The following is a 16,576-nucleotide window of genomic DNA, read 5'->3' as shown; positions in this document are numbered from 1 at the left end:
CATGAAACGTATCATGCTAATTGGCCCCAGCCAGTGCGGTAAAACGTCGCTCACGCAGTGCATGCGGGGAGAGGCGCTTCACTATCAGAAGACCCAGGCCATAGTCTGGTCTCCTACGACAATAGACACACCGGGTGAATATCTTGAGAACCGCTGCCTGTACAGCGCGCTGCTGGCCAGCGCCTGTGAAGCAGACATTATTGCGCTGGTACTCAATGCTGACGCGCCGTGGTCACCATTTTCTCCCGGTTTTACCGGACCAATGAACCGACCCGTTATTGGCCTCGTTACCAAAGCCGATTTAGCCAATCCGCAGCGTATTTCTCTTGTGGAGAGTTGGTTAGTTCAGGCTGGTGCGCAAAAAGTATTTGTCACCAGCGCGCTGGAGAATACTGGGGTCGATGAGATGTTCATTTTTCTGAATGCAAAGGAACCTTCATGTCTCACAAAATAATGGCCATTAATGCAGGTAGTTCCTCGCTTAAATTTCAACTACTGGCGATGCCGCAGGGTGAAATGATCTGTCAGGGGTTGATTGAACGTATCGGTTTGTCTGATGCGCAGGTCACCCTAAAAACGCCAGCGCAGAAATGGCAGGAGACTTTGCCCGTAGCCGATCACCGTGAAGCCGTAACGTTGCTCCTGGAAAAACTGCTCAACCACCACATTATCAACAGTCTGGAAGAGATCGACGGCGTGGGTCATCGCGTCGCGCACGGAGGAGAATCTTTTAAAGACTCCGCGCTGGTAACTGATGAAACGCTGGCAGAAATCGAGCGACTCGCGGAACTGGCCCCTCTGCATAACCCGGTAAATGCGTTGGGGATCGCGGTATTCCGCCAGCTATTGCCCAAAACACCAGCCGTTGCGGTGTTCGACACCGCCTTTCATCAAACGCTTGATGCGCCTTCTTTCATCTATCCCCTGCCCTGGCGTTACTATGCAGAGTTGGGTATTCGTCGCTATGGTTTTCATGGTACCAGCCACAAATACGTTAGCTCACAGCTTGCTGAAAAACTGGGTGTACCACTCAGCGCCCTGCGCGTTGTTTGTTGTCATCTGGGCAACGGCAGCAGCATCTGCGCCATCAAAGGCGGACAATCGGTGAATACGTCAATGGGCTTTACGCCGCAGTCTGGCGTGATGATGGGCACGCGAAGTGGCGATATCGATCCGTCCATTTTACCGTGGATTGCCCTGCGAGAAGGCAAAACACCGCAGCAGCTCAACCAATTGCTCAACAATGAGTCCGGATTGCTCGGTGTTTCTGGCATCTCACCTGACTACCGCGACGTTGAACATGCCGCAGATACGGGCAATAACCAGGCGGCGCTGGCGTTGACGCTTTTTGCTGAGCGCATTCGTGCCACCATTGGTAGCTATATTATGCAGATGGGCGGTCTGGATGCCCTGGTGTTTACCGGTGGTATAGGCGAAAACTCCGCACGGGCGCGCGCTGCGATTTGTCGTAATCTGAATTTCCTGGGGCTGGCCGTTGATGAGGAAAAAAATCAGCGTAATGCCACCTTCATTCAGACTGAAAATGCGATGGTCAAAGTGGCGGTGATTAATACCAATGAAGAGCTGATGATTGCGCAAGACGTTATGCGTTTAGCGATATCTGAAACTGTGACATTGGGCATTCCTGCATAATACTGCCGCACCGCAAATTGCGGCAAATCATGGTAATAGCGCGATCGCCATGACACTATGCGCCGAAGATTTCTGATCACATAGGTGAAGACGTGGCTGTTGCGCAATGTCCCGCATCGTGCGGAGAACTTATCCAGGGCTGGATTCTGGGCAGTGAGAAATTGGTCTCCTGCCCGGTTGAATGGTATAGCACCGTTGAGGTCACTTCAGGTTCACCGCTGACAGATGAACGTCCACTTTCGCGGGCGATGGTTGAGAGGTTATTGCTGCACTGGCAATACCCGGCACAAATGAGTCAGGATATTCGAATTGATGTCCAGTCAACCATTCCTGTCGCTAAAGGGATGGCCAGCAGCACAGCGGATATCGCCGCCACGGCAATCGCCACGGCGCAGTATCTGGGTCATCAGCTAGACGAATCCACTCTGGCGCAGCTTTGCGTTTCGCTGGAACCTACCGACAGCACCGTTTTCCGCCAGCTTACGCTGTTCGATCACAACGACGCCTCCACGCAAATTGCCTGTGAAGCCCAGCCTCAACTCGATCTGCTGGTTCTCGAAAGCCCGGAAACCTTGCTTACTGCTGATTATCACCGTACTCCACGTCAGTCAGGGTTACTGGCAGGCGCTCCAGCGCTGAAACGCGCATGGGAAAAGGTACAGGAAGCCTGTATCAGTCAAAATCCTTATCGGATGGGTGAAGCCGCCACGCTGAGCGCGATCGCCAGCCAGTTGCTGTTACCTAAACCAAATTTTGATTCACTTTTAGCGCTGGTAGAAGAATGTGATTTATACGGTGTCAACGTTGCGCACAGTGGCAGCGTAGTCGGTCTGATGCTCGACAGAAAGCGTCATGATGTGGACTACATTAAATGGATGCTGACGCAGAAAAAATTGACGGAACACTGGCCGGAACAGCATTTGTTGCGGATGGTAACTGGCGGGGTCGAACTGCAATAAGGGCCGCCGCTAAGCAGCGACCCGAACAAGCATAAAATCGTTACTCGGCTTTCGCTTCGCCGTTCTTCACTTCGCCCATCGCTTTCAGCTTTTTAGAGATGTCGCGGCGCTCTTTAGAGATCTCAGCGTTTTTGATGATGTAATCATCAACACGATCTTCATAATCGCTTTTCATGCTGGCGATAATGCCCTGAATCGCTTCCACGCTCATTCCAGGCTTGATGTAGTCGCTCAGGTTGTCCAGCAGCAGAACACGTTTCTGGTTGTCACGGATCTTTTTCTCAACGTCCTGGATTTCACGTTGCAGTTTGTTTTTACGACGGAACAGACGAACAAATTCCAGCACGTCCTGGAAAGAAGGCTTGGTAGTTTCCATTTTTACACCCCTGATAATGTGAGATTCGGATTCGTTAAAACAACGGCTAAAGTGGGTCAACATTACTTTCATGCCCGCCATACTTCAAGTTGCATCTGCATCGACCATGCATGGTTGAAACCTGAATTATCGAGGGTAAAGCCATTGCAGTTACCAATGGTTTTAGCCTTTTTCAGTATCATACCTCTAATCGTTGCTGAATCGAAGCAGCAGTAGAACCAATCCCCTCATCTGCTCTTTATTTGCGCAGCGCGCGACAGATCAAATGAGAGAGCAACTCCAGCTGTCGCGCCAATTCCATATTTAGCCAAACGTAGCCGTGAATGGGCGTTTCAGCGACATTATCGCCCTTATGCTCAGCAATAAGCTGACGTAACTCCACCACGGTGTCATTGAGTTTTTCCGTATTGGCAAGCACCGGTTGTGGATTACCTTCATACAATGCGTGGGTTATCGTCAGTAGCGCCTGTTGTGTCCTGAGCTGTGTTTCACGCAAAGTATGCGCATTCAACATGACAAAGTGGCTGGTACGGCTGGCCCATAGCGCATTGATTTGCAGCTCAAGCATGCAGACCAGGTTGCGATTAACCGTCTGAATAGCTTCAAAGATTGATTTTTGAATGCGGGTTTCTTTGCTGGCAGGAACGATGAGCCCACGCATTTTGACAACATCGCTTAAAAGCTGTTGTAAATGCTTTTCCAGTCGCGGTTGCTCCAGCAGGTTGGGAGATAGCGCAGCCTGATACACCCGATTGTACCCCGTTACGCAATGCGCCAGCTGAATTCGCCAGTGTATAAATGCCCGCTGCGGCCAGATACCGGTAAACAGCATTGCCAGTAATGAACCCAGAATAACATCGCCACCGCGCCATAACGCTGTGTTCATATCTCCAGCGGGGGCACCCACAACGACCGCAAGCGTTATACCAATCAGCAACGCCTGATACGGCTTTTTACCCAGTGCCAGCCAGCCGCAGAGAAACATCGCCACCGCGCACCATATCAGCATTAGCGGAAGTGAAAAGAGCTCCAGACGAAGAGCCACCAGCCCAAGTACCGAACCCAGAATTGTCCCGCCAATACGCTCAAACGCTCTGGGGACAACGTTCCCCCAAAAGGAAATAGGCCCCATGATTACCACCAGCGTAATCAGAGGCCATGTACCTTCAGGAATGTTCAACAGGCGAACCAACAGAAAAGTAAAAAGAAACGCCAGCGCAATGCGAACACCATGCACCACACGATAATGACGATACAAACGAATTTCAAAAGGACTCAGTGACTTATCTGCACGCACTCATGCACTCCGTCAGGGAATTGCAAAGAACAGAATTGTACCTGTTTTTTAAGTGAAAACATCACCCTGATGACCAGGACATTCATCCTGATTTACACCAAAAACAGTTACTTCGACTGTACCGGCACGTACATTTCAATGTCCCAGTAACCGTCCTCCATGCCATTGTTCATATAAACTTCAAAGCAGGGTTTAGCGGCTATCGCATACGTCGAATCCTGCAGCAGGCGCTCAAAGAACTGATACCACGGCGTCGCGAAGTCATGATTTTCAACGCGCGCAACGGCGATAGCATAGTCGCCCCCCGCCAGTTCGGTCTGGATCACCCCTTCGCTGTTTTCTGGGATCTCAAAACCTTCAGGCACAGACACCACGGTATCACAACGCAGTTTTTCCGCCGGAACAACGTCAGGATTGTCGTAATAAACGGCTATCCATTCCAGCGGTACGATCTGCTTACCGTCGACCCACATCATTAACTGCTCGAAACCCTGCTTTACCGTTTGTTCCCACGGTCCAACCATATGGAAACCGGCAATTATGCGTTTCTCAACCTGCTTTATCTCGTACTCCATATAACCTCCGTTATTACACTGTATTTATATACAGTGTAATTTTTAGGTATGACGGCCACAAGGAATCAGTGATTATTATGTGAGCAGATTCGCACTCTTGCCAGTCAGGCACATCAGGAAAAACTACGCCTTGTGGTGGAAGTAATCGCTCAAACGCGAGAAGACGCCGCCTTCGTTGACAGACTCCAGCGTAACCAGAGGCCAGTGAGCCACCAGTTTATCCCGATCGTAGAGTTCAATTTCCCCCACACGTTGATGGGCAGCAATGGGGGCAACCAGTTCTTTCTTATCAAGAACATATTTTGCCTTGATATTAGCGACTTCGGCTTTAGGCAGAGCCATCCAGAAATCCTGCTCTGTGCCAAGGCTAATTTTTTCTTTATCGCCGTACCAGATCCGTTCAATACCAACCTGCTTACCGCTACGTAAAACCTGCACGGTATCGAAGTTCTGTTGTCCCCATTGCAGCAGTTTTCGCGCCTGGTCTTCACGCCCTTTCGCACTCTCCGCCCCCATCACAACCGCAATCAGGCGGCGCTGACCATCAACAGCTGAAGCAATCAGATTGAATCCAGCGCCGGAGGTATGCCCAGTCTTCAGACCGTCGACGTTCATGGTTTTATCCCACAACAAACCGTTACGGTTTTGCTGCGTAATTCCGTTCCAGGTAAGGCTTTTTTCACTGTACATATGGTAGAAATCCGGCTCTCCATGGATGATAGCTCTCGACAGCACGGCCAGATCGTATGCTGAGCTGTGCTGACCTGGCGCATCCAGACCATGTACCGTTTCAAAATGCGTGTCCCGCAAGTTCAGCTTTTGCACATAGCTGTTCATCATCGCGACAAACTGCGGCTGCCCTCCGGCGATGTAATCCGCCAGCGCCACGCAGGCATCATTACCGGAATCAACAATTAGCCCGCGACTCAGGTCGCGCACAGAAACGCGATCACCTTCTTTCAGGAACATTAAGGATGAACCGACGAATACCGGATTATCTTTCGCCCAGGCATCGCGCCCTACGGTGACAATATCTGTCGGACTAATACGCTTGCTGTCGATTGCGCGATCAACAACATAGCCGGTCATCAGCTTGGTCAGGCTGGCAGGGTTGCGCTGCTGGTGTTCATTTCCGGCTGTCAGGATTTGGCCCGTGGTGTAATCCATTAATACCCACGCACCGGCATTAATTGCCGGAGGCTGTGGAGCGAAACTGGCGACGTCGGTCGCGTACGCGGGCGAAAAACTCATCGCAAATAGTGAAGCGGCAATAAACAAACGGCGTTTCAACAGCATGTCCTCAGGAAATGGAGAAATAGCCGTTCTTTTTACGGAAGTTCTGGCGAACAAACATGGATAAATTGCAAGAAAATGTGACATAAGGCACATTTTCTTGCTGTAAGGAAAGGTTTTCAGATATCAACCGCGGCGGGCATTACCCTTTGCGCGGTGCTGTCTCTGCGTGATGGCTGCGATGACGATGATAGCCATCTATCATGCTGCGGAAAATTTGCCCCGGCGTGTCACCCAGCGTGCACAGGTAAATATGTGCACAGATGAACAGTAAGCCGACAATCGCCAACACCATATGCAGCACCAGCATCACAGGCCCTGCCCCTATCACCTGCGGGTAGAGGCATAACAACCCGCTGATGATTAGCAGCGGAACCAGCGCATACATGATGGCCAGATAAGCCAGCTGTTGTAGCGGGTTAAATTTACTCTCTGCCGTTGCGGCAAACGGGTGTGGTTCACCCTTCATGATGCCATACAGATAAAAGCGCGTTTGCAACAAGCAGCGTGATATCAACCCATTAAACTTCACCCGGTAATGACAACCGTTGCCGCTGGTTGCGTTGATTAGCACAAAACCAACCCAGAAGGCCAACAAGGCGAAACCGCACCAGGTATGTATCTGCACCATCAATGCCACCGGTCCGACAGAGAAGTGCCCAAACAGGCCACTCAGCAAAAGCAGGATAAAAAGCAGCGCATTACCCCAGTGCCAGCGGCGGACTGCCAGAGAATAGAGGTAATCCCGGTGCTCTTCTCCGGTTGCCGTCTTGGGTGCCAGCATCCGACGTAACAGCGCGTGCATAACCAGGCCCGCAATCATCAGCACAACAACAACGCCTGCATAAATGAGCCACAGCGGCCAGTAGTCCGGCGCATAGTTAAGCTCTGCTCCCCAGATAGAATTCATGCTTTACCCTCCTGATGGATCTCTTTACGCCGATAAACACTCACCGGACCGCTACGCGTATCCTGCTGGCGATAAACCTCTTTTTGATTTATCCAGTGCTGAATTTCCGGATCGTCACGACGACCAAATTTCAGCGCATCCGTCGGACAAACGGAAACGCAGGCGGGCGAGTGACCGCTCTCGAGTCGGGTATCTGCGCAGAAGTTACATTTGTCGGCAATTCCCGTTTGCGGATTGAGATAACGGACATGGAACGGACAAGCGGCAACGCAGTAGTCACAGCCAATACAGCGAGACTTATCCACTTGCACAATGCCATTTTCGTCGCGAAATGATGCACCGGTCGGACAAACGCTGACGCAAGGCGCATCTTCACAATGCTGACAGGAAACGCGAACAAACTGGAAGTGGGACAGTACCTCGGGTTCATGTTCGGGTGAACGGATCTGCACCTGTAGACGGCTAAATCCCTCTGGCACATCATTCAGAACTTTGCAGGCAACCGTGCATGCCTGACAGCCGATACAGCGTTTCTCGTCATGCAGCATGACATAAGGGTTTGTAGATTGATTCATGATGTTCTCCTTTCTCATGCCCGACGAAGCGTAACGCCAGCGGTGTGGACCACCGTACCGGAAACCGGACTGGTAACATGCGGAAGCAAATTACCGCAATGGATACCGTGCGTTGTCGCTGCGGTTTTGGCTCCCGCCTTGGCGCCAAATCCCATATAAACAAACAGCGTATCGGGCCGAATTCCGGCGGTGACCAGCGCTTTGCCTTTTTCCTTGCCGGTCGCATTTTCCAGCCAGATGTCATCACCGCTTTTGATGCCTTTTTCACGGGCCGTTTGCGGGTGGATCCACACCGCGTTATCCCACATCAACTCGCTAAGCAGTGGCACGTATTGCGTCGCACCGTTGGTATGAACCGCCACTTTTCCCTGGATAAAATAGAGTTCACTGTCGCCTTTAAGCGCAAAATTGCGCGCGCGCGGAATACCATAGCCAGGCAGGAGCGTTTCCAGCTCTTCGGAATAGAGTTCGATTTTTCCTGACGGAGATTTAAAGCGCAGTTGCTCGCCATAGGTACCGTCGCTGTCAACCGCCACCGCGCCCGGATAGCGTTCCACAAACTGACGCACCGCTTCAGGTTCACGCAGCAGCAACGGAACACCCCACTCCCGATACCCTTTCTGACGCAATTCAGCAGATAGCGCATGATCGCCATTAAGCTGGTATAACTGACGCGTTTGCATATCCTGCCATGGGTAGAATTGGCCAAGGCCTAACTGCACGGCCAGCTCTTTCCAGATTTGCCAGCTCGGACGCGCATCACCAATAGGTTCTACTACCTGCTGACGCAGGGCATAGGCTGGATTCAGACCCGACATGTCTGAAACTTCTTCATCGCGCTCAAGATAAGTACATTCAGGCAAAAGGTAGTCGGCATACGCCGCGCTTTCGCTTAGGTAGACATCACAACTGACCACAAGGTCGAGCTGTTCAACGGTTTTGACCAGATCTGGTCGACAGGTTACGGTTTGGAAAGGGTTGTGTCGGGACATAATCCATCCCTTCACCGGATAAGGCGTCTGGTTTAACACAGCATCAATGATGCTTTGCACCACACCACCGCCCGCCGCGATGTACTTAAACTGCGGGGCTACCAGATCGATACGCTGCGCCGTTGGCTTGGGTAATTTGACATCGGGTTTTGCCAGCACCGGAGCGACCTTCTCTCCAGCCAGCTTATTGTAAGTTGCCGCCGCTTTTTTCTGATACAAACCGCCTTCACGCTCAATATTGCCAAGCAGCACATTGAGGGTAAAAATCATGCGCCGCATATCAATTTCTTCTTGCGAAAACGTCGCGCGATGGCCCGGACTGACGATGGCATGAGGCGCGCAGGCGGCCATTTCGCGGGTGACCCGAACAATGACATCAGCAGGCACATCCGCGAGCTGCTGCGCCCATTCCGGCGTGGTCTCTTGTACCGCTTCTGCCAGTTGCTCAAACCCCGTGGTGTAGCGCGCAACAAAGTCCGCGTCATACAGATTTTCATTGATCATGACGTGACACATGGCCATCAGCACCGGTAAATCGCCGCCCGGCTTGAGCGCATGCCATTCATCCGCCTTGCTGGAGAATACGGACAGACGGGGATCGAAGCTGACCATCTTCGCCCCCTTCTCCTGCGCGGTCATCAGCTCATGCGTATCAGCAACCTCGATCCCTTCATAGAGGTTATGGCCAAAAGAGACCATATAACGGGTATTGGCGATATCCATGGCTAAATCGCCACCCATCATAACTTTAGCGGCAATGGATTTACCGGCAGGACACGTTGATGCGTGAGTAAAGGTATTCGGTGACCCGAAAGCCGTCGCGAGGTGAAATAAATGGCCAGACAGCGAGCCAGATTTAGACGAGAAGACGACTCCCTGGGGACCATATTGCGTTTTTATTGCCGTCATTTTTTCGGCGATTTCTTTATACGCCTGTTCCCAGCTAATAACCTGCCAGTCACCGCTCCCGCGAGGTCCTGTGCGTTTCATGGGTTTAACAATGCGATGAGGGTCGTTGACCAGGCTAACGCCGCTGCCGCCGCGAGCGCAGACACGTGTCCCCTGCTGTGGCGCATTAGGGTTTCCCTGAATAAAAACCGTTTTATTATTAATCACCTGAGCCTGAATTGGGCAGCGAAAAGAACACATCTCGCACAAACTTGGCGTCAGGGATGTTTTCCCTTTGATACTCTCTGGAGAATTTCGCGCCAGTGCCCCAGGCGGGAAACTGCCTATCGCACAGGCTGAACAGCCTATACCCACTCCTCGCAAAAAATTACGCCGACTAATGCTCATATAACCTCCTGTTATTAGATATATCCAATAATTATATGGCGTTTAGATTATTTATTTTTTACATCAATCACATTTCATTACAATGCATGACAGCGAATTGACATAAATAAAAAACCATTGTTTATAAAAGATTTTTAAAGTTTCCAGAACACAGTAAATAAAAGGGAAATAACAATAATGGTTATCAGTTAGATTATTTACAAACCCGCAACCTCAAGATATTTTATTTCCGTAATTTATTTTAACAGTACGGAATTTATTAATTAATTCCATTAATGTCCTGTTTATCTCAATTTTATTGCGTACACAATCCAGCTTCGATAATGCCATAGCTGATTATCTCGCTATTTTTTGGTATTCTTGAACCAGCGCTAAATTGATCCCGGACATAACTGAACAATGAATGACGGCAAGCAGCAACCTGGTTTTCTCTTCCACGATTACGAGACCTTTGGTACCCATCCAGCGCTGGACAGACCCGCGCAATTTGCGGCTATCCGCACAGATAATGATTTCAACATCATCGGTGAACCAGAAGTCTTTTATTGCAAACCCGCGGACGATTATCTGCCGCAGCCTGAGGCGGTGTTGATTACGGGTATCACACCGCAGGAAGCACGTGAAAAGGGAGAAAATGAAGCCGCTTTTGCTGCACGCATCCACGCCCTGTTCACCGTGCCGAAAACCTGTATCCTGGGCTATAACAACGTGCGCTTCGATGATGAGGTGACGCGCAACATCCTGTATCGCAATTTCTACGATCCCTATGCCTGGAGCTGGCAGAACGATAATTCGCGCTGGGATCTGCTGGATGTGATGCGCGCCTGCTATGCCCTGCGCCCTGAAGGCATTAACTGGCCGGAAAACGACGACGGCTTACCCAGCTTCCGCCTGGAGCATTTGACCAAAGCCAACGGTATTGAGCATACCAATGCTCACGATGCGATGGCGGACGTATACGCCACAATCGCAATGGCGCAATTAGTGAAGTCGCGCCAGCCGCGTCTTTTTGATTATCTCTACAGCCATCGTAATAAGCACAAGCTGGCCGCCCTGATTGATGTCCCGCAAATGAAGCCGCTGGTCCATGTCTCTGGTATGTTCGGCGCATGGCGCGGCAACACCAGTTGGGTAGCGCCGTTGGCGTGGCATCCGGAGAATCGTAACGCGGTTATTATGGTCGACTTAGCCGGTGATATTTCGCCGCTGCTCGAACTCGACAGTGACGCCCTGCGCGAGCGGCTCTACACGTCTAAAGCGGATCTGGGTGATAACCCGGCCGTACCGGTTAAACTGGTGCACATCAACAAATGCCCGGTACTGGCACAGGCGAATACCCTGCGTCCGGAAGATGCTGACCGTCTTGGCATTAACCGCCAGCACTGTCTGGATAATCTCAAAGTTCTGCGTGAAAATCCGCAGATACGCGACAAAGTGGTCGCGATCTTTGCCGATGCGGAACCCTTTACACCATCAGATAACGTAGATGCCCAACTTTATAACGGCTTTTTCAGCGATGCTGACCGTGCGGCGATGAAAATCGTTCTGGAAACCGAACCGCGCAATTTACCGGCGCTGGATATCTCCTTTGTCGATAAGCGCATTGAAAAACTGTTGTTTAATTACCGTGCACGTAACTTCCCCGGAACGCTGGACGAAGCTGAACAGCAGCGCTGGCTGGACCATCGTCGCCAGGTATTCACACCGGAGTTTTTGCAAAATTACGCCAATGAACTGCAGCTATTGAGCCAGCAATATGCGGATAACAAAGAAAAGTTGATGCTGCTGAAATCACTCTGGCAGTATGCCGAAGAGATTGTATAAATCCCACGTATAAAAAAACGGAGAACATGTCTCCGTTTTTTTTTAGTTAAATGCCGTTATTACGCGACATCTTCGTCGTACTGCGGCACCGGATTGCGGAAGCTTTTGGTCACACAAGCCAGGTAAATCAGACCGATACCGGCCCAGATCAGACCCAGAACCATTGAGCTCTCTTCCAGATTCACCCACAACGCACCAACGGTCAGCGCGCCGCACATCGGCAGGAACAGATACTGGAAGTGGTCTTTCAGCGTCTTGTTACGCTTCTCACGGATCCAGAACTGGGAGATCACCGACAGGTTAACGAAGGTAAACGCCACCAGCGCACCAAAGTTAATCAGCGCCGTCGCCATCACCAGGTCGAAGTTGATTGCCAGCAGAGCAATCGCACCAACCAGAATGATGTTCATAGACGGAGTACGCCATTTCGGGTGTACATAACCGAAGAAACTTTTCGGGAACACGCCGTCACGCCCCATCACGTACATCAGACGCGCTACGCCAGCATGCGCCGCCATACCGGATGCCAGTACGGTAATGGTAGAGAAAATCAGCGCGCCAACCTGGAAGAACTTACCGGCGACGTACAGCATGATTTCCGGCTGCGAAGCGTCTGGATCCTTGAAGCGCGAGATATCCGGGAAGTACAGCTGCAACAGATAGGTGGAGACGATAAAGATCAGGCCACCAATCAGCGCGGTCAGGAAAATCGCACGCGGGATCACGCGCTCAGCGTCTTTGGTTTCTTCTGACAGGTTGCTGATACCGTCAAAACCGGTGAACGAGAAGCACAGGATGGTCGCGCCCGTGATCATCGGGATCACGTGTGCATCACCTGACCAGAACGGACGGCTGCTCGCCAGCGTACCGGCACCTTCCCCTTCGAACACGCCATAAACGACCATGCCGAGGATCACTGCAATCAGCACCACCTGCAACAACACGATTACGGTGTTGAAATTCGCAACGGATTTAAGGCTGCGCAGGTTGAAGGCGGTCATAAAGGCCACCAGCGCCACCACGAATATCCATGACGGTATCGACGGCACCAGGGCTTCAAAATAAATTTTTGCCAACAGAATGTTGATCATCGGAGCGAACAGGTAGTCCAGCAGTGATGACCAACCCACCATAAAGCCAACGGTCGGGCTAATGGATTTCTGGGCATAAGTGTAGGCAGAGCCTGCAGACGGATAGCGACGCACCAGTTTACCGTAGCTCAGTGCGGTAAAGAGGATGGCGATCAGTGCAAAGGCGTAAGCTGTCGGGACGTGACCATCGGTCATTCCTGATACGATACCGAATGTATCGAACAGCGTCATCGGCTGCATATAGGCAAGGCCCATCATGACAACCGGAACCAGCGTAAGCGTTTTACGTAATTCCACGCGAGAGGTGTTTGGAGTAGCGTTATGCGACATGGTTATCCCCCATTACGGCGAAAACCGTCGCGTAAGCAAAAAATTGCCCCATTTTTTGTTAATCCTCAGCGACAACAACTGTCGATTTTTAAGTAAGTATCTATCCGGTACGAAGCCCGGCCTCTTTTATGAATGATTGGTTTGATGCAAAAAAATAACCGACGCGTATTAAAACGTCGGTTAATGTCATTTTTTGCAAGCGGCGTATTTTGCCCTAAATTGGGGAGAAATAACAAGAGATTGAAGCGGCCACAAAAGAATATTTTTTCTTAACTGATTGATTTGTCAGCAGCCGTTTTAACATACACCCCCGCAATAGCACTATTTGCTAAAATTTCATCCCGCCACCAGGCACTGGCCAACCCGGCGGTCTGTTCATTCCAGCCTATCCACACGGGTTCAAAGACAATTTGCGCGACCACTTTTTTCTCAATCAGTGCGCCGCTCTCCAGAAATCGCTGCGCCAGGTAGCGCGGAATATAGCCACATCCCAGACCGCTGATTTGCAGTTCCAGCTTGGTTTTGAAGTCAAAAACGGTAATGGCTTCTTGATCGTCAAGCACCTGGGAGCCTGAGACGTTGGCATGCTGCGCATTGTCCCCCACCACAATGGCGCGAAAACGGCGAATGGTACGACGATTTAACGGTTCCTGTTCCTGCGCCAGCGGGTGATGCGGCGCAACCACAAACACCTGTTCCAAAACCCCGAGCCGTGCAAAGCCAAATTCGCTCGCTGCTGGGGGTTCATGCATTGCGCCAACGATAATATCCGCCCGGCCCTGAGTGAGGGCATCCCAGGAGCCGCCCAGCACGCCATTGATAAACTTCAGGCGCGTCACGCTGTGGTGTTGATAGAAAGATTCGATGAGTGGGGCCAGCAGTGAAAAGGGAAACGTATCATCTACGCCAATAACCAGTTCATTCTCCCAGCCTTCGTGAAGTTTAATCGCCTGCTTTTCAAGTTCGCGGACGGTGTGCAGCACCTCCCGCCCCTTTTCCAGCAGCATCTGCCCGGTGCGGGTGAACTTAGCCCGGTGTCCGCTGCGATCGAGTAGCTGAATATTAAGATCGCTTTCCAGCTTATGGACGGTGTAGCTAAGCGCAGACGGCGTCTTAAACAATTTTGCCGACGCCGCCGCGAAACTGCCCTCTTTTTCTAATGCATCGAGGATGATAAGAACGTCCAGCAGTGGTTTCATACTCGCCCCCTGGCGGTATACAGCGGCACTCTGCTGGATTGTCACTCCATCGGCATCACCAGCGGGTCAGGATACTGGTACTCAAACCCAAGCTCATTACAAATACGGTTGCCATCAATGACTTTACCTTTACCGTTATCCGTACCGCCGCGAAATTCCGGCGGCTCCATCCCCAACTGGCGGGCCATCTGCGGATAGAACACGTTACGCGCCGGATGCATAGGCGCACATATATTATAGATGTGTCCCCCTTTAGGCGCTTGCAGCAGTAACGTGATGGCAGAAACCACATCGTCCAGATGCACCAGATTGACGCCATGATGTCCGTCTGGTGCCGTCTTGCCGGCAAAGAAGCGACCAGGATGTCTTCCCGGACCGACCAACCCGGCCAGACGCAAAATATCCACCGACGTGCCTGGCAAATTGTGCAACCAGTCTTCAAGTTCTTTCAGGACACGACCGCTCGCCGTGACCGGATTACGCGGCGTCCCCTCTTTCACTGTGCCTTGAACGTCACCATAGACTGACGTCGAACTGGTAAAAATAATTCGTGGGATCCGATACGCCAGCGCGCTGTCGACCAGCTCCTGCATTGCCTGCAAGTAAAATGCTTCCCCAGGACCGCTACGACGCGCAGGCAGCGTAATAACCAGCGCATCGGCGTCCATCAGTGCATCGAGATCGTCAGCCTCACAGACCAGTTCAGGTTCCAGGCGCAGCGAATAACTCTCGATACCGCTCATGCGGGCCGCTTCCACCCCATCCAATGTGGTTTTGCTGCCGGTAACCTGCCAGCCTCTCGCCGCCAGCGACATGGCTAACGGCATGCCTAACCAACCTAACCCGACAATTGCGACCTTTTTCATGCCTTCTCTCCTGACTTTTGGCCTATAACGCAAGGCTACGCCAGCCCACGGTGGCTGACAATTCATAGTATCAATATGAAATGAATTAATGATCAAAAAAAGCCCTTGCTTTCCGTAGCTAAAGTGGTTTAGGTTAAAAGACATCAAATGAATAAACATTCATCGAGAAAATTTATGACACGCGCTCAATTCAAACACCATCATCACCATCATCCTGACTAGTCTTTCAGGCGATGTGTGCTGGGAGACGTTTAAATCTTCCAGCGGTGCATGAGCGTATGAGAAAGCCCCCGGAAGATTTCTTCCGGGGGCTTTTTTTTGTGCGTGACCCAAACTGATTCAGACAGGATAACGAGGAATAAAGAATGTTAGACAACACCCGTTTACGCATAGCTATGCAGAAATCAGGCCGCTTAAGCGATGATTCACGCGAATTACTGGCCCGTTGCGGCATTAAAATTAATCTTCACACCCAGCGCCTGATTGCGATGGCGGAGAACATGCCGATCGATATTCTGCGTGTGCGTGATGACGATATCCCGGGTCTGGTGATGGACGGTGTCGTTGACCTCGGCATCATCGGGGAAAACGTTCTGGAAGAGGAACTGCTCAACCGCCGGGCACAGGGTGAAGACCCTCGCTATTTTACCCTGCGCCGTCTGGACTTCGGCGGCTGCCGTCTCTCGCTGGCTACCCCGGTTGATGAAGCCTGGGATGGCCCGGCAGCGCTGAACGGTAAACGTATCGCGACCTCTTACCCACACCTGCTCAAACGTTATCTCGATCAGAAAGGAGTTTCGTTTAAATCTTGTCTGTTAAACGGTTCTGTAGAAGTTGCTCCCCGTGCGGGTCTGGCTGATGCGATTTGCGATCTGGTGTCCACCGGCGCAACGCTTGAAGCCAACGGTCTGCGCGAAGTAGAAGTGATCTACCGCTCTAAAGCCTGTCTGATTCAGCGCGACGGCGAAATGGCCGAAGCCAAGCAACAACTGATCGACAAACTGCTAACCCGTATCCAGGGGGTTATTCAGGCCCGTGAATCCAAATACATCATGATGCACGCGCCGAGCGAGCGTCTGGACGAGGTCATCGCCCTGCTGCCCGGCGCTGAGCGCCCTACCATTCTGCCTCTGGCGGGCGACCAGCAGCGTGTTGCCATGCACATGGTCAGCAGCGAAACCCTGTTCTGGGAAACAATGGAAAAACTGAAAGCGCTCGGTGCCAGCTCAATTCTGGTGTTGCCGATTGAGAAGATGATGGAGTGATCTGATGCCTGATGGCGCTTCGCTTATCAGGCCTACAAGAATTGTCACAATCATTGATATTACGGGTCTTGTTGG

16 protein-coding genes, 1 pseudogene and 1 other annotated feature are annotated in these 16,576 nt (G+C 51.4%); of the genes and pseudogenes, 6 read left to right on the top strand and 11 right to left on the bottom strand.

What is annotated here, in order from left to right; translation table 11 throughout:
- Nucleotide 1 precedes the first annotated feature (1 nt).
- From pduV to SK38_RS02830, 3 genes are all read left to right on the top strand, one after another.
- The gene (gene pduV / locus SK38_RS02840; protein ID WP_008785152.1) at nt 2–454 is read left to right on the top strand and encodes a propanediol utilization protein PduV; all 453 of its coding nucleotides are present in this window, start codon (nt 2–4) and stop codon (nt 452–454) included.
- Nucleotides 439–1,653 carry an acetate/propionate family kinase gene (locus SK38_RS02835; protein ID WP_048235088.1) on the top strand — a complete coding sequence of 405 codons (1,215 nt, stop codon included), beginning with the start codon at nt 439–441 and terminating at the stop codon, nt 1,651–1,653. Before pduV ends, SK38_RS02835 begins: the two co-directional genes overlap by 16 nt.
- A 92-nt stretch (nt 1,654–1,745) precedes the next feature.
- The gene (locus SK38_RS02830; protein WP_003834174.1) at nt 1,746–2,612 is read left to right on the top strand and encodes a GHMP family kinase ATP-binding protein; all 867 of its coding nucleotides are present in this window, start codon (nt 1,746–1,748) and stop codon (nt 2,610–2,612) included.
- A gap of 40 nt (nt 2,613–2,652) precedes the next feature.
- Here SK38_RS02830 and SK38_RS02825 read toward each other — a convergent pair whose 3' ends face one another.
- The 7 genes from SK38_RS02825 to phsA all read right to left on the bottom strand — a co-directional run bounded on the left by SK38_RS02825 (nt 2,653) and on the right by phsA (nt 9,926).
- The gene (locus SK38_RS02825; protein WP_003834176.1) at nt 2,653–2,988 is read right to left on the bottom strand and encodes a DUF496 family protein; all 336 of its coding nucleotides are present in this window, start codon (nt 2,986–2,988) and stop codon (nt 2,653–2,655) included.
- A 238-nt stretch (nt 2,989–3,226) separates the two neighbouring features.
- The gene (locus SK38_RS02820) at nt 3,227–4,285 is read right to left on the bottom strand and encodes an FUSC family protein (protein ID WP_048235087.1); all 1,059 of its coding nucleotides are present in this window, start codon (nt 4,283–4,285) and stop codon (nt 3,227–3,229) included.
- Between the two features lie 107 nt (nt 4,286–4,392).
- A complete protein-coding gene (gene sbmC, locus SK38_RS02815; RefSeq protein WP_008785156.1) occupies nt 4,393–4,860 on the bottom strand; it encodes a DNA gyrase inhibitor SbmC in 468 nt (155 codons plus the stop codon).
- 123 nt (nt 4,861–4,983) lie between these two features.
- Entirely contained in the window at nt 4,984–6,156 is a 1,173-nt protein-coding gene (gene dacD / locus SK38_RS02810; protein ID WP_048235085.1) for a serine-type D-Ala-D-Ala carboxypeptidase DacD, read from the bottom strand.
- A 139-nt stretch (nt 6,157–6,295) separates the two neighbouring features.
- The gene (gene phsC, locus SK38_RS02805; RefSeq protein WP_048215989.1) at nt 6,296–7,063 is read right to left on the bottom strand and encodes a thiosulfate reductase cytochrome B subunit; all 768 of its coding nucleotides are present in this window, start codon (nt 7,061–7,063) and stop codon (nt 6,296–6,298) included.
- Nucleotides 7,060–7,638, bottom strand: a complete 579-nt coding sequence (gene phsB, locus SK38_RS02800; RefSeq protein ID WP_048215988.1) for a thiosulfate reductase electron transport protein PhsB — start codon at nt 7,636–7,638, stop codon at nt 7,060–7,062. Before phsB ends, phsC begins: the two co-directional genes overlap by 4 nt.
- A gap of 14 nt (nt 7,639–7,652) precedes the next feature.
- Nucleotides 7,653–9,926 (bottom strand): thiosulfate reductase PhsA, encoded by a 2,274-nt coding sequence (phsA, locus tag SK38_RS02795; protein WP_048235084.1) that lies wholly within the window; start codon nt 9,924–9,926, stop codon nt 7,653–7,655.
- A gap of 399 nt (nt 9,927–10,325) precedes the next feature.
- On the opposite strand from phsA, the gene sbcB reads away from it, so the two are divergent.
- Nucleotides 10,326–11,750, top strand: coding sequence for an exodeoxyribonuclease I (gene sbcB, locus SK38_RS02790; RefSeq protein ID WP_048215987.1), 1,425 nt, complete (start codon nt 10,326–10,328; stop codon nt 11,748–11,750).
- Nucleotides 11,751–11,809: 59 nt separating this feature from the next.
- On the opposite strand, the gene plaP is transcribed toward sbcB, so the two are convergent.
- From plaP to SK38_RS02775, 4 genes and pseudogenes are all read right to left on the bottom strand, one after another.
- Complete coding sequence (gene plaP / locus SK38_RS02785) at nt 11,810–13,171, bottom strand: putrescine/proton symporter PlaP (protein WP_003834188.1); 1,362 nt, start codon at nt 13,169–13,171, stop codon at nt 11,810–11,812.
- Nucleotides 13,161–13,223 (bottom strand): membrane protein YoeI, encoded by a 63-nt coding sequence (yoeI, locus tag SK38_RS25370; RefSeq protein WP_099045591.1) that lies wholly within the window; start codon nt 13,221–13,223, stop codon nt 13,161–13,163. Before yoeI ends, plaP begins: the two co-directional genes overlap by 11 nt.
- A 162-nt stretch (nt 13,224–13,385) precedes the next feature.
- Nucleotides 13,386–14,370 (bottom strand): annotated as a pseudogene (locus tag SK38_RS02780) (LysR family transcriptional regulator).
- A gap of 41 nt (nt 14,371–14,411) precedes the next feature.
- On the bottom strand, nt 14,412–15,236 hold the full coding sequence (locus tag SK38_RS02775) for an SDR family oxidoreductase (protein WP_008785162.1): 825 nt from the start codon (nt 15,234–15,236) through the stop codon (nt 14,412–14,414).
- A gap of 174 nt (nt 15,237–15,410) precedes the next feature.
- Between SK38_RS02775 and hisL the strand changes: the two genes are divergently transcribed.
- Both hisL and hisG read left to right on the top strand, forming a co-directional pair.
- Nucleotides 15,411–15,458, top strand: coding sequence for a his operon leader peptide (hisL, locus tag SK38_RS24865; RefSeq protein WP_100250077.1), 48 nt, complete (start codon nt 15,411–15,413; stop codon nt 15,456–15,458).
- Nucleotides 15,434–15,556, top strand: a sequence feature (His leader region). It overlaps the preceding gene by 25 nt.
- A gap of 45 nt (nt 15,557–15,601) precedes the next feature.
- Entirely contained in the window at nt 15,602–16,501 is a 900-nt protein-coding gene (gene hisG / locus SK38_RS02770) for an ATP phosphoribosyltransferase (RefSeq protein ID WP_003834191.1), read from the top strand.
- Nucleotides 16,502–16,576: the final 75 nt, after the last annotated feature.

Origin of the sequence: Citrobacter sp. MGH110, from assembly GCF_001037515.1 — a bacterium.
GTDB classification, from domain to species: domain Bacteria; phylum Pseudomonadota; class Gammaproteobacteria; order Enterobacterales; family Enterobacteriaceae; genus Citrobacter; species Citrobacter portucalensis.
The sequence above is the reverse complement of the archived record's forward strand: the minus strand, read 5'-3'. Positions and strand labels throughout refer to the sequence as shown.